The following is a 13,792-nucleotide window of genomic DNA, read 5'->3' on the forward strand; positions in this document are numbered from 1 at the left end:
CCTAGAAGTCATAGCGGGTATTGAGGCTTAACGTACGTGGCGAACCCGGTTGCAGGTAGTTTTCCTGATAGTAGGTCCAGTACTTTTTGTTGGCCAGGTTGGTGACGTTGGCACCCAGGGTCAGCGCATGACCATCGCCCAGACGCAGACGGTAGCCGCCTCCGGCATCGAACAGGCTGTAGGCCGGGAGGGTATGCACGTTGCCCGAATCCACCGCCATTTCGCCGATACGCTGGGCGCCGGTGTGCAGGAACATCCCGGGCACCACGGGCACACGATAGGTAACCTGGGTTGCGGCCTGATAGTGCGCCGCACCGGCTGCGCGGTTTCCGTCCACACCGTCTCCCGCATCGTGGTAGGCCGAGTCCAGTGACATGACGCTACCTTCCACTGTCAGGTCCGGCGTGGCATCGACGCTGGCGTTCAGCTCCAGGCCCTGATAGCGGATGGTGCCGCTTTGCACGTAGACGTTGGCGTCGTTGGTGTACTCGGCGCCACGGTCGATGCGAAACGCTGCGGCGGTGGCACTCCAGTTACGCTGCTGGGCTTTCACGCCCACCTCGTATTGCTTGCTGAGCAGCGGGCTCAGGGTCTGGTCGGAGTTGACTGCGCTGCTGGGTGCGGTGCCGCCGCTTTCCAGAGATTCGACGTAACTGGCATACAGCGTCACGTCCTGGGTCGGCTTGTACATCAACGCAACGGTTGGGGTGGCCGGCCGGGCCTTGTACGGCGTCACAGCGGAGGTGGCGGAGTCGTGGGTTTGCTCACGGTAGTTTTCGTTGCGCAGGCCAGCCAGCAACGACCAGTGTTCGCCCAGGCCGATGGTGTCGCTGGCGAACACCGCGCTTTCCTTGACGTTGTCGTCACCGTAGGTACCGCCGCTGTAGTCGATGTTGTACACCGAGAAGATCGTCGGGTTGTACAGGTTGCCCTTGCCCACGGTGGTCTTCGGGGTGACCACGGATTTGTCCGAGTTCAGTTGGGAATAGCTGGCGCCCAGTACCACATCGTGAGTGAACCATCCCGTGGTGAATTTACCTTCCAGGGTGCCCATGGTGTCGTTGTAGTCGTAGGCGTGGTACTCGGACGTCACCTTGTCGGTGTACGCGCCGGCGTCGCTGGAAATCTGGTATTGGTCCTTCACATAACGGCGTGTCGAATCGGAGTAGCGGTAGGCCAGCTTGCCGGTCCAGTCGGGAGAAAACTTGTAGGTGGCGCTCACGGTCGACAGGCTGTAATCGACATCGGTGTAGGAGCCATTGCTGTACAGGCGCTTGCTGCCGTCAATAGGGCTGGGCAGGGCGTTCTTGGTGTTGACGATGATGTCGGTGCCACCGCTGGTATTGCGTTTCTGGTACAGAGTGTCGACGTCAACGCTCAAGTCATCACTGAGCTGCGCGTTCAAAGCCACGCCGACTGCCGTGCGGTTGACCTTGGCGTCACCCGAAGCGGCATCGCCTTCCTCGTGCACCACGTTGACCCGGTAGCCGAAACGCGGGTCATCCAGACGCCCTCCGGCATCCAGATGTTCCTTATAGACGTTGTCGGACTGGTAGCCGGCATCAACGCTGAGGGTGGTCTTGTCGGTAGGCCGCTTGGTTACGTAGTTGACGATGCCGCCCGGGCTGCCGAAGCCATACATGAAGCCCGACAGACCTTTAAGCACATCGACCCGCTCGAACATCTCAAGAGACATTTCCACGCCGCGGTTGATGTTGGCCATGCCGTCGACTTTGTAGCCGTTCAGGTCATCGAGGGGCAGGCCGCGCACGGCCAGTGTGGCGGGGTGGGTGCCATAGCTCGAACTGATGGAGGTGACCGAGGCATCATACTTGACAGCCTCAGACAGGATGCCCGCCTGACGGGCCTGGATTTCGTCGCTGCCTACGCTCTTGAACGAAAACGGTGTGTCGATCACCGCGTGGCTGCCCAAGGCGCCGCTGTTGGTCTGCTGGTGCAGCGCCGGCTTGCGCTTGGTGGCCTTTACTGTGACTTGAGGCAACGTGGCCAATGTACTGTCGTCGATGGCCGGTGGTACATCGGCAGCAAACGATGGCAAGGCCAGGGAGAACGCTGCGAAACCGAGACCTGCACGCACATACAACGAGGATTTGCGAAACATGACTGCACCTTCGAAAACGGCCGTTCACGGCCTGGTTGATTTCTGTCGCGCGCACTTCGCCGTGGCCGGCTGTAACAGCCGGCCAAGGGGGGTGAAGGAAGGCGGCGCGGTTGTTAAGGCGTAACGGCCTTGGTCACGAAGCCGATCTTGTCCAGGCCACCGGACTGCGCCGCGGCCATTACCTGCACCACCTTTTCATACGGGGTGTTGCGTTCGGCGCGCAGGTGCAACTCCGGTACCGGCTGACGCGCGGCGGCCTCGGCGATCAGTGCCGGCAAGTCGCTGTCGCCGATGTCGCGGTCGTCCCAATGCAGGTGGCCTTCGTTGTCCAGTGCCAGATCCACGGACGGCGGCGGTTTGTTGTCCTGCTGCGCGGCGGCCTTGGGCAGGTCAATCTTCACCGTGTGCTGGATGGCCGGCACGGTGATGATGAAGATCACCAACAGCACCAGCATCACGTCCACCAGTGGCGTGGTATTGATCTCGGGGTTGAAGCCGTCCTCTTCCAGTTCATCCTCGCCCAGCAATCCACTGGCCATCAGACGAACTCCGCCTGGGCGTTGAACGTGCTGCGCGCAGGCTGCCCGCCGCGAGGGGTCGCACGGGCGCCGATCACCAGCAGGTCGTGCAGTTCGAAGGCAAACTTGCCCAGTTCAGCGAGGGTCTGCTTGTTACTGCGCACCAGCAGGTTGTAGCCCAGGGTGGCCGGAATGGCCACGGCCAGTCCCAGAGCGGTCATGATCAGCGTTTCGCCGACGGGGCCTGCGACCTTGTCGATGCTCGCGTCGCCGGTCAGGCCGATCTTCATCAAGGCGTGATAGATGCCCCACACGGTGCCGAGCAAACCGACAAAGGGGGCGCTGGAACCCACGGTGGCCAAAATCGCCATGCCGCCTTGTAACTGTCCGCCCACGGTCAGGGTGGCTTGGCGCAAGGCGCGGGTCAGCCATTCGCTGAAGGCCGGCGGGTGCATGTCGCCATTCAGCGCATCACGGTGCTGGCGTGCGGCGCTGACGCCGGCCTGGGTCAGTTCGGCGTAGGCACTATGATGTCCCAGTTGTTGCACGCCATCCTTGAGCGTCGGTGCGTTCCAGAACGCCTCCAGCAACTTTGGTGAACGCAGGCGATGCAGTGCCAGGCGCACCAGCTTGTCGACCATCACGTACCAGGACGCAATCGACATCACCAGCAACGTCAAGGCCACGCCACGGGTGACAACGTCGGCCTGTTGCCACAAAACATTCAAACCCAGTGTTCCGGTGTCCATATGTATTTCCTTTCTTTGAGGTGAGCACTGCCCTGACCGGGAGGCCCGTCGATAAAAGATGGTGGGTTACGCCTGCGTGAGTGCTAACTGTCGAGCTGGAATCGCAACGGCACGATCACGTACACCGACACCGCATGACCCTCCTCCAGATGAGGCTTGAACAGTGCGCCGCGCACAGCCGTCCTGCCCGCCTCGTCGAGGTTGCCAAAGCCCGAGGAGCGTACGATGTCCACCGCGCCGGGCTTGCCGTGCTCGTCCACCAGCACCCGCAGGATCACGGTGCCCTCGTGGCCCTCTTCACGCGCACTGTCGGGATAGTCGGGTTGTGGTTCATGCACGTATTCGACGCCACGGGTGAGGGTCTTAGGCTGCGGCGGTGGTGCGGGAGTTTGCGCAACTACCGGTGCGGCAGCCGCAGTGCTGATGGTCGCGGGGGCAGACGTTGCGGCGGCCACAACGGGGCGTTGCATCACCTGCGGTTTGGCCGCGGGCTTGTGCCGGGCCACCGGCTGAACGGCCACAGACGCGGGTGCCGGTACGACCGGGGCAACGGGAGGCGGTGGCGTGGGCGCGGCACTTGCGGCTGGCGCCGGAGTCGGTTCATTGATGACCGAGGCGTAAATAGTACGAGTCGCCTGCGGCGCAAGCGCAGGGGTCGATGACCCGGTCACCATGCTCAATGCCAAAATATGCACCGCCACCACCAGCGTTATCGCGCATCCTCGGCGCAGCAATCGCGAGGCGCTGCCGGCAGGCAATGGCTGAAGGTGCAGCAGGGGTGTCAGCGTCGCATCCACGATTGATTTCCTCCAGGCCGGTAGGCCGGGCACATCGGGCGCATTCCCTGCGAAAGTTGGGTCCGAGGCCGGTACAGGCACCTCGTAACGCGTGTCGGAGGAATATAGGAGTGACGAGTGACAGATACGTGACAGAGAAGAATTATCAAGTAAGCAGTTTGTGACGATTGCATGGTCGCCAACAGGCGTGACCGCATAAGCGGTCATCCGGCCAACCATAAGGCCTACGGCTAACGGACTTTGATGCCCTCAGCCCCCTTGCCGCACACGTTGCATAAGTTGCCCGACAACGATGGCTTCAATAGCACCTTAACTGGCATTCGTCTCAAAAGCAGCGCAGCAAGCCGATGCGTCGCCGTCGCAGATGCGGTAGACAGCAATGACGCTGCCTGGCCCGCAGCCTGTGTGCCCGGATAGAGAATACCCACCGTCAATCGAACCTTGCATCAAGCCCAGGCCATAGCCCGGCGTGATCCATGGGCGCCCGGGAATCGGGCCGCCCAGTGTTCGTGCTGTCTGCATTTCCTGAAGCAGGCCCGTGGAGAGGAGGTCTGCGCAGAGAAGTCGATCCAGAAAGAGCGCTGCTTGCGAAATCGGGCCGATCAACAAACCGTGGTAAACCCAGGCGGGGTCATAATTCGAGGTACTTCCCTGATGGGTCGTTTGTAAATCGGCTCGTGTTTTAGCAAAGCGAACGTTCGAGATGCCCAGAGGCGAAAGAGCACGTTGAATCACCGCAGCATCAAGCGTCAGATCAGTCAGCCGTTCAATTAGCCTGCCGATGAACAAGTAGCCTAGATTCGAGTAACGCCAGCCGGTTCCGGGACTGTATCGAAGTCGAGTACCGTCAAGACGTCGCATCATTTCATCTGCCGGCCAGGCGGGGTCACCGCTGGCAACGGCGGTGTGATACTGCGCAAGTTCTCCGTAATCAGCCAGGCCTGCCTCGTGCCGCAGTAGCTGGCGCAAGGTGAAAGGCTGGTCGGGAATGGGGTCGTCCAATCCGATCAGTCCGTCACGCACCAACGACAGGGCTGTCGCAGCCAGGACCGTTTTCGTAAAACTCCACCAGGGGGCGATCAGTTCCAATCGCTCTGGCGTGTGTGGCTGACCATTTGACAAGAGTGAAATGAGCATTGGCTTCCCTGGAATGGTGAGCGGATCGACAGCCCGACAAGAGATCTCAATTATTCTTCTTTGCCGGGTTGAAGTCAGCCGTTTGTACTGTACTAAGCGACTGTTTTGGGCAGACAGCTGCCTGTGGCGGGGCCGGCAGGTGTGTGGGCTGGCCGATTAACATTTATTCATGCAGTCGGTACTTAAGATTCAAGCGCCTCAGCCGATTATATGAGATGGCTGAGCTTAAGTTAGTGCTCATCTCCGTTGGCTAATAAGTTCTTATGTGTGTGGAGTGGACAAGTGAAGTTACGCCTAAGCTGCAAAGCTATCATGATCGCCCTGTCTGTTGCCTTGTCGAATGTGGCGACTTCTGAAGAGCTTAAAGTGTACAATTTTTCGCCTGTCAATCAATACAATCTTAATCTTTCAGCCAGTTTTTGGAATCCCATCATAAAGTACGTGTCCGAAAAAAGCGGCGTGAACCTCACGCTGAAATTAGGGCGAACCTCCTCGGACACAACGAGTTATGTGCTCGCGCAAGAAGTTGATTTCGCGTTCACCAACCATCTGTTTAGCCCCGAACGCGACAAGATGGGCTGGACGGTGTTTGGTCGCCGTGACGCGCCTGCCCTCGAAGGACAAATCGTGGTCCCCGTCGACTCGCCAATTCATAGCCTTTCAGAGCTAGCGGGCAAAGAAGTTGTTTACCCGGGACCCGAAGCGTTTATTGCTTATAAAGTCACCAGCTCGGAATTGGTCAAGCAAGGCATCAATACATCTACGGTGTTTGCAGGAAACATGGACGGTGCGTTCAGCCAACTCCTGAGTGGTAAGGCTCAAGCGATGGGGGCCAACTCGCAGCTTGTAAGTGGCTACACGGAGAGGGAAGGGAAGTCGTTCCGCGTACTGTGGAGTTCGGCCTCGTTCAATGATTTAGCCCTGATGGCATCCCCGCGGGTTTCTAAAAAAGAACGTGATGCGGTCGCCAACGCATTTCTGAATATGCAACACGATGCCGACGGTAGCAGGATTCTGCGTGAGGCAACCGAGCTCGTCCATGCACCGGCACCGATTACGTTCATTCCTGCGACGGAAGCGGATTATGCTTCCTATCGAGATTTTTATAAGAGTTTGCCAGCAAACCTTAAGTAAATAATTTCAACGTTAGCTGGAGAGGCTGTTAATGAATTTCTTTAAAAGCCTGCTGCCCAAATCACTGACGTCGCGAATACTGGCGATGTTATCCATTCTGATACTGACCTTTCTGACGACGGGTCTGGTTCTGTTTTATAAAAATCAGCTGCTTCAGCATATTGAAGAGATACAAGACACCGCCAACATGCTGATCGAGGTTGCCGCGCAAGCGGTAGAGGAAAGTGTCGTCATCGGCGATTACGACACCATCAAAAGAACCCTCGAAAAAACCCTGGCCCGCTCGCCGTTCAAATCGGCCATGTTTATTGACCTGTCGGGTGGCGTCATTCGCCTTGAGGCCGCCAGTGCGCCGCTTGGCAGAGCACCTGCGTGGATAGAGTCTGAAGTCGCTGCACGATTATTCGATGTCAATCGTCCGATCACTATTGGCGGGAAAGATTATGGCGTGATGCGTCTGTCTTTCAACGCCGAGAGAATTGCTGCCGAACTCTACAGTCTGGTGATCCAGGCGACACTCTTTGCGGGATTTTTCTTGCTGATAAGCTTGATGTTAATGGGGTTCATGATCAAGCGTTCGCTTGCCCACCTGGGCAAGCTTCACTCTTATGAGGCAGAAATCGCTTCAGGCGCAGTGGCAGCAGAAGCGATGTTGGTCGCTGATGCTCCCATGGAAATACAGGAGGCTATAAAAGCCGTAAACCGTACTGCTGCGAGTATGCGCAATCACTTTGGCCTGCGTATCGAATCGTTGATGAATACCTTGGTGCAGCATAAAAATGCGCTGGATGAGGTGTCCATCGTTTGCGAAGTGTCGGCCTCCGGACGTATCACCTACGTTAACGAGCGATTCGTCACCAGCTCACAGCATTCGCGAGCCGAGCTTTTAGAGTTGACGATCGATGAAGTCTGGACCGGCATGTCTTCAGCCAACGAACCGTGGCTATGGGCACCTGAAAACAAGGTGTGGAACGGTGAGGTGAGGCTTTCTGGTCGTACCGGTAAGGAGGCCTGGCATCAACGCACTGTCATACCTATTCTCGATGACTTGGGCGGCGTTGAAAAATACATCTGCATCGATATCGATATTACAGATCGAAAAGAATTTGAAGTGGCGATTCTGGATAACTCCAGAAGGCAAAACCTTATCGCCTTGTTTGGCCAGCAGGCATTGACAGAAGAAAACGTCAGTGTGCTAGGTGAACGGGCAGCACTGACTGCGGCGCAAGGACTGAAATTGAGCAAGGCCGCTTTATTGGTCGTTGATCGAGTGAGCCATGGGACCATCCTCCATGCGGGGGTTGGCTTGACCCGATTTGAAATCCGCAGTGGTTATCATGATGATTTTCTGAACGGTACTGCTCCTTCTGCCGGGTTTGTGATTAATTCTGATGCGCCTGATAATCGCTACACGCTGCTTCCTGCTGAAACAGTGGACGCTTACACGATTAGAAGTAGCCTGGAGGTTGATATATCCTGCACGGAGGTTTTCAAGGGCGTGCTTGGGGTGTATGCCAGCACGGACCACCCCTTTACACGTGAAGATGTCAGCTACCTTCAAACACTTGCCAACCTCTTGGCCGCCGCGCTTGAACGGTATGACGCAAAGAAAAAGCTCACCTATCTGGCCGAAAATGATTCGCTCACCCATCTGCCTAATCGCTGGTTCCTCAGCAATTATCTGCGCGAGATAATCAGTCGGAAAACGTCAGCGCCAGATGCAGTAAGCGTCATATTCATAGATTTGGACAGATTCAAGGCCGTGAATGACACCATGGGGCATTCAGTGGGCGATCAATTGCTTATTCAGGCGGGTCGACGCTTGAAAGACTGCATAGGTGAGAACAGTGTGGTTGCGCGGCTGGGAGGCGATGAATTTTCGATCGTCGTCACACACTCTGTTTATTCCGAGAGCCTCATCAAATCGCTTGCGACCCATGTTGTTGAGGCGTTGGGGAAACCGTTCAACCTTGGCGGCCAGGATATATTCGTTTCGGCGAGTGTCGGCATCGCTAATTATCCGTTTGACGGGCGTGACACTGGCGTGATCTTGAAGAATGCGGATACCGCCATGTACCAGGCGAAGAAAAGTGGCCGTAATAATTTCAAGTTTTACAACGCCAGGATGAACGAAAGTTTAACCAGGCGCTTGCAAACTGAAACGCTGTTGCGCGGCGCGCTCGAGCGCGATGAGTTTATTCTGCACTTTCAGCCCAAGGTCAGCCTTACCGATGGCAGGATAAGTGGTCTGGAGGCTTTATTGCGCTGGAATCACCCTGAGCAAGGCATGGTTTCTCCGGCTGATTTCATCCCTATTCTTGAGGACACGGGCCTGATCATTCCGGTCGGCGTGTGGGTCATCCGGAAAGTCTGCGAAACCCTGAAGAGCTGGGAAGAGAATCATATCAGGCTGGTGCCGATCGCCATCAATCTGTCCGTCAGGCAGCTTCAGGTAAAAGGCCTGGCTGAGACCGTCAAGCATATCGTTGAAGCGTACGGTATCAACCCCGCTCTTTTAGAGTTCGAACTGACCGAGTCGATGCTGATGATCGATCCCGAGTCGGCGGTTGAAATACTTCGAGATATAAAGTCGTATGGCATCAGCCTTTCGGTCGATGATTTTGGCACGGGCTATTCCAGTTTGGCCTACTTGAAGCGATTTCCTCTTGATGCGCTCAAAATCGACAGGGCGTTCATCAAGGACATAACCAGCAATCATGAGGACGCCGCGATCACCAGGGCGGTCATCGTATTGGCGCACGAATTGGGTCTTAACGTCATTGCAGAAGGCGTCGAAACAGTCGACCAGTTGGAACTGCTCGTGACGTATGGCTGCGATCAAATGCAGGGTTATCTTTTTAGTAAGCCTGTCATCAGTGATGAGTGTGCTGCCATGATTAAATCGTCACGTAGTCTGGAGATAGGCTTTTCTGAAAGCGGTGTTGCGTGAGGCAGTAGTGATAGCGTCTGCGAGAGCCGTCATGCAGTTGTGACCGGCCATTCGCAGCCCGCTCGAACGCGACTGAACTATGGAGCCCTCGCGGGGACTGAACTTAACCCCCCTTGAAGGAGCCAGCCCCATGAACAGCGATCAACTCAATCAATACGACGCCGAGCGCCTTCACCAGCGAGTAGCGGCCGAACTGGGCATTACTGCCGAAGAGCTGACCACCTGGATGATCAACGATATCGAACGCGTGACCGAGGGCGGCAAGGACGTCGGGCACATGGTGGTCTTCCGCGAGTCGACCCCTGCGCAGATTCTCGACAAGGTCCAGCACAAGCAAAGCCATTTCACGGCCATGACCGGTGTGATCGACCTGAGCTAAGTGCAGCGGGCTTTGATGTCAAAGCCCGCAGACTCAATAACCCGCCCCCGTACCTGCGCCGGTCACGATCGCAATCCCGGAACTGGTGCCCAGGCGCGTTGCGCCAGCTTCGATCATCGCTCTGGCCGTGGCCACGTCACGCACCCCGCCAGACGCCTTGACGCCGATGTCAGGGCCTACCACACGGCGCATCAGCGCCACATCCTCGAGCGTCGCGCCGCTGCGGCTGAAGCCAGTGGAGGTCTTGACGAACGCCACGCCCAGCTCGCGGCAAATCTCGCAGGCGCGCACCTTCTGCGCCTCATCGAGCAGGCAGGTTTCCAGGATTACCTTGAGCGGCACCTTGCCACAGGCTTGCAGCACCGCGGCGATATCGTCGCGGACCTCATCGAACAGACCGTCCTTGAGCCAGCCGATGTTCAGCACCATGTCGATTTCCTGAGCCCCGGCGGCGATCGTCAGGGCTGCTTCCGACGCCTTGCTGGCACTCAGCCCGGCGCCCAGTGGAAAGCCCACCACCGCACAGACCTTCACGGCAGACCCGGCCAGTTGTCGGGCGGCAAAAGGCACCTGGCTGGAGTTCACGCACACCGAGTAGAAGCCGTGTTCCCGGGCTTCTGCGCAAAGCGTGGCAATCTGCTCTCGGCTGGCATCCGCCGCCAACAAGGTGTGATCGATGGCCTGGGCCAGTGCAGCGGGTTCGAGCGAATTCATCAAGGGATTCCTGTTATCGGTAAAAATACTTGGGTGGATACCCGTAAGTTATAAAATTAACACTTGGTGTTACTCTAGTGACCCCACCAACGGATTGCCGGGATGCCCGTGGACGTCAAGAAAACCGACCGCATCAAACAGATTCAACAGGCCCTGCAAGATCAGAAAGCGATCCATCTGCGGGAGATGGCGGCGCTGCTCGATGTGTCCGAAATGACCTTGCGCCGCGACCTCAGCCGGCACCCCGAGCGGTTACGACTGCTGGGCGGCTACATCACCCGTGCCCACGATGATCCTGAACCGGGGGATTACCGGGTCAGCGAGCAGGGCACCCGCCATGTCGAGGAGAAGCGCCGCATCGGCAAGCTGGCCGCCACCTTCATCCAGCCCGGCGATACGGTATTTTTCGACTGTGGCACGACGATCCCCTTCGTGGTCGACTTCATCCCCGATGAGCTGGAGTTCACCGCGGTGTGCAACTCGCTCAACGTGCTGCTCAAGCTGCAGCAGAAACCCAACTGCAGCATCGTCCTGTGCGGCGGCATGTTCCACCGCAAGAATCAGGTGTTCGAGAGCCATGCCGAAACCAGCATCCTCGATGGCGTGCGCCTGACCTGGGCCTTTGTCTCGGCGGCCGGGGTCAGCCTGGACTGCGGTGTCACCTGCTTCAATCTCCACGAGGTTGAGGTCAAGCAGAAGGTCATGCGCCAGGCCCGGCAAAGCCTGCTGCTGGCCGATCACTCCAAATTCGACGCCGTACGCACTGCGCACTTCGGTGCCTTGAGCGATTTCCATTGCGTGGTCAGCGACAAGAAAATCCCGCGCAGCTACCGCGAGGCCATCGAGGCCGGCGGCGCGCAGCTTGTGCTCTAGATGCATCACGGTTGCAGCGCCCGGCGTTCGGGTGCGTTGAGGTAACCGGTGGTCACGCTGAACTCGGCGCGGGCACCGGGCGCCAGGCTGCGCACGTTGCCTTTGGCGAGTTCGGCGCGGTAGCCCTCCGGTTCGCAGGTGGCCGGCAAGACGAAGGCCGCCACCTGCTGATCGGTGTTATGCAGGATCCAGCGCGCGGCATGTTCAAATTGCCGGGGGCTGTAGCGGGTGTAGAACGCCGCGCCGTCGGGGTGATCAAGAAAGAAATGCGCCTGTCCCTGAGCGTCGCTGCGCACGTCATCGAAGAAGCAGACGATCTCCGGGTCATACAGCGCGGGCGAGTCGAGCACCTTGAGGCGGGTCGGGTCCTGGCTCAGTTCTGCGATATAGGCGCTCCAGGTTGGCGTCGGCCGCACATGGGCCGGCACGCTGGCGCGCACCCGTGTGCGCTCGCAGCCCAGGGGCTGGGTGAGGCGGGCGCCGTCGATGTAGGCGTAGTTCATGTGCGCCATGTACATCAGGTCCATGGCCTTGCCGGCCAGATTGACCACCTGCATGCCGATCTCGAACAGCCCGCTGGCCGGGCGCAGGGTCACGCTCGGGCTGGCCCGGTAATGGTCGCCGAAGCCCTGCACGTATTCGTAGGTACCGCCGAGGCGCAGATAAGCGCCGTGCTCGTCTTCGCCTGCCTGCAGCCAGGCATCGTCCATCGACGCGCAGGGCATTTCGCCGTGCAGCGCATGATCATCCTCGGGACCCGGGCAACCGTTGCGCAGCAGGCCGCTGTGAAACATGAAACAGCCGTAGGTGCCGATCACGCTGGCACTGGGCCGCGGCTGGGTGAACATATTGAGCATGGTCAAATCAACGCCGTCGAATTCGGCCGACCAGATCATCTGCCCCTGCCAGGGCAGGATCACCAGTTTGCCTCGGCTGTTTTCCAGTGACAGCGCCTTGACCCCGCTGGGGTAGGTCCAGGCACGCACGCTGAAACTGGCTGATTCGAGCAGCAGCCGGCTGGCCTGGTCCCAGAGCTGTGGGTAGAGCGGCAGGCGCCACGCTTCGCTACTCATTGCGCCACCGCCGTGGCCGAGCCACCCAGCACCGGTTGCGGCTGACGCATGCAGTACACTGCGTACATAACGATGGCCACGAAACACAGCAGCGGCACGCTGTAGGCAATCTGCATGTTGCCGCCATTGGCGTCGCTGAGCAGGCCCTGGAAGATCGGCATCACGCCACCGCCGACGATGCTCATCACCAGCAACGAGCCGCCGACACCGGTGTCCTCGCCGAGCCCATCAATGGTCAGACCATAGATGGTCGGCCAGCAAGGCCCGAGAAACACACTGACTCCCACGGCGGCATACACCGCGCTGATGTTCGGCACCAGGATGGTGTAGGCCAGCAGCACGATGCACAGCACGCCATACACCGCGAGGACTTTGGCCGGGTGCATTTTGCGCATCAGCAGGTTGGCGATCATCTTGCCGATGAAATAGGCGGCAAAGGTGGTCAGCAGGAACCACGAGGCACTGCGCTCGTTCATGCCGCCCATTTGCATGGCCAGGCGAATAGTGAAACTCCATACCCCGACCTGCGCGCCGACGTAGAGGAACTGCGCCAGCACACCGAAGCAGAAGCGCGGATTGCGCCGCAGGCGGCCGAGGCTCTGGCCTATGCTCGAACGCGATTCGCTGACGGTGCCGTTGCCCTTGCACGCGGGGAAGCGCGTGATGGCGATCAGGATGAACATCAATATGAGTACCGCGATCATCCATTTGTACGGCAGCAGGGTCGACTGGATCATTTGCAATTGCTGCGCTGCTGCCTCGCTGGCGCTCATCTGGGCCAACTGTTCGCGCGTGGCGTCGGTGTCCTTGAACATCACGAAGCTGCCGACGTACACCCCGGTCATGGCGCCGAATGGGTGGAAGGTCTGCGAGATGTTCAGGCGCCGCGTGCCGGTTTCCCGCGGCCCCATCAGTGTCGAGTAGGTGTTGCACGCGGTCTCGAGAAACGACAGGCCGGCGGCGATGACGAACAGCGCCATCAGGAACATGCCGTACTTGGCAGTCGACGCAGCCGGAAAGAACAGGGCGCAGCCGAACAGGTACAGCATCAGGCCGATGAGGATGGTGGTCTTGTAGCTGAAGCGGCGCACCACCAATGCCGCCGGAATGGCGACGAAGAAGTAACCCAGGTAAAACGCCGACTGCACGAAAGCGGTCTGGAAGTCGCTGAGCAGGAAGGCCTTCTTGAAGTGCGCGATCAGCACGTCGTTCATGCTCGCGGCCGCCGCCCACAGGGCAAAGATGCTGCAGAGCAGGAGAAAGGCGAACCACGGCGTGCGGTTCAGGTAGAACCCGTCCGGAGTTTGTTGCAGCGCAGGCTTATTCATTATTGTTCTCCGCGAGAT

12 protein-coding genes are annotated in these 13,792 nt (G+C 58.6%); 4 read left to right on the forward strand and 8 right to left on the reverse strand.

What is annotated here, in order from left to right:
* Nucleotide 1: 1 nt before the first annotated feature.
* The 5 genes from KBY02_RS00315 to KBY02_RS00335 form a co-directional block, all read right to left on the reverse strand.
* A complete protein-coding gene (locus KBY02_RS00315) occupies nt 2-2,122 on the reverse strand; it encodes a TonB-dependent receptor (RefSeq protein WP_104684596.1) in 2,121 nt (706 codons plus the stop codon).
* A gap of 113 nt (nt 2,123-2,235) precedes the next feature.
* Nucleotides 2,236-2,661: an ExbD/TolR family protein gene (locus KBY02_RS00320; RefSeq protein WP_011269072.1), complete on the reverse strand. Its 426-nt coding sequence runs from the start codon at nt 2,659-2,661 to the stop codon at nt 2,236-2,238.
* The gene (locus KBY02_RS00325) at nt 2,661-3,389 is read right to left on the reverse strand and encodes a MotA/TolQ/ExbB proton channel family protein (protein ID WP_011269071.1); all 729 of its coding nucleotides are present in this window, start codon (nt 3,387-3,389) and stop codon (nt 2,661-2,663) included. The genes KBY02_RS00320 and KBY02_RS00325 overlap by 1 nt, the downstream gene beginning before the upstream one ends.
* Nucleotides 3,390-3,472: 83 nt before the next feature.
* Nucleotides 3,473-4,186, reverse strand: coding sequence for an energy transducer TonB (locus KBY02_RS00330; protein WP_104684595.1), 714 nt, complete (start codon nt 4,184-4,186; stop codon nt 3,473-3,475).
* A gap of 309 nt (nt 4,187-4,495) precedes the next feature.
* Nucleotides 4,496-5,323, reverse strand: coding sequence for a serine hydrolase domain-containing protein (locus KBY02_RS00335; RefSeq protein ID WP_225649692.1), 828 nt, complete (start codon nt 5,321-5,323; stop codon nt 4,496-4,498).
* A gap of 312 nt (nt 5,324-5,635) precedes the next feature.
* On the opposite strand from KBY02_RS00335, the gene KBY02_RS00340 reads away from it, so the two are divergent.
* The 3 genes from KBY02_RS00340 (at nt 5,636) to KBY02_RS00350 (ending at nt 9,786) form a co-directional block, all read left to right on the forward strand.
* The gene (locus KBY02_RS00340; protein WP_003400389.1) at nt 5,636-6,457 is read left to right on the forward strand and encodes a phosphate/phosphite/phosphonate ABC transporter substrate-binding protein; all 822 of its coding nucleotides are present in this window, start codon (nt 5,636-5,638) and stop codon (nt 6,455-6,457) included.
* 31 nt (nt 6,458-6,488) lie between these two features.
* Nucleotides 6,489-9,407 (forward strand): putative bifunctional diguanylate cyclase/phosphodiesterase, encoded by a 2,919-nt coding sequence (locus KBY02_RS00345; RefSeq protein ID WP_032654162.1) that lies wholly within the window; start codon nt 6,489-6,491, stop codon nt 9,405-9,407.
* Nucleotides 9,408-9,537: 130 nt separating this feature from the next.
* Nucleotides 9,538-9,786 (forward strand): hypothetical protein, encoded by a 249-nt coding sequence (locus tag KBY02_RS00350; protein ID WP_003400385.1) that lies wholly within the window; start codon nt 9,538-9,540, stop codon nt 9,784-9,786.
* A gap of 33 nt (nt 9,787-9,819) precedes the next feature.
* Here KBY02_RS00350 and deoC read toward each other — a convergent pair whose 3' ends face one another.
* On the reverse strand, nt 9,820-10,500 hold the full coding sequence (deoC, locus tag KBY02_RS00355; protein WP_003436656.1) for a deoxyribose-phosphate aldolase: 681 nt from the start codon (nt 10,498-10,500) through the stop codon (nt 9,820-9,822).
* 102 nt (nt 10,501-10,602) lie between these two features.
* Between deoC and deoR the strand changes: the two genes are divergently transcribed.
* Nucleotides 10,603-11,373 (forward strand): DNA-binding transcriptional repressor DeoR, encoded by a 771-nt coding sequence (deoR, locus tag KBY02_RS00360; protein WP_024650906.1) that lies wholly within the window; start codon nt 10,603-10,605, stop codon nt 11,371-11,373.
* A 5-nt stretch (nt 11,374-11,378) separates the two neighbouring features.
* Here deoR and KBY02_RS00365 read toward each other — a convergent pair whose 3' ends face one another.
* Together KBY02_RS00365 and fucP are read right to left on the reverse strand one after the other, a co-directional pair.
* Nucleotides 11,379-12,446, reverse strand: coding sequence for an aldose 1-epimerase family protein (locus tag KBY02_RS00365; RefSeq protein WP_225649693.1), 1,068 nt, complete (start codon nt 12,444-12,446; stop codon nt 11,379-11,381).
* Complete coding sequence (fucP, locus tag KBY02_RS00370; protein ID WP_024650908.1) at nt 12,443-13,774, reverse strand: L-fucose:H+ symporter permease; 1,332 nt, start codon at nt 13,772-13,774, stop codon at nt 12,443-12,445. Before fucP ends, KBY02_RS00365 begins: the two co-directional genes overlap by 4 nt.
* Nucleotides 13,775-13,792 lie beyond the last annotated feature (18 nt).

Origin of the sequence: Pseudomonas sp. P129 (assembly GCF_020312195.1) — a bacterium.
Taxonomy (GTDB): Bacteria; Pseudomonadota; Gammaproteobacteria; order Pseudomonadales; family Pseudomonadaceae; genus Aquipseudomonas; species Aquipseudomonas fragariae.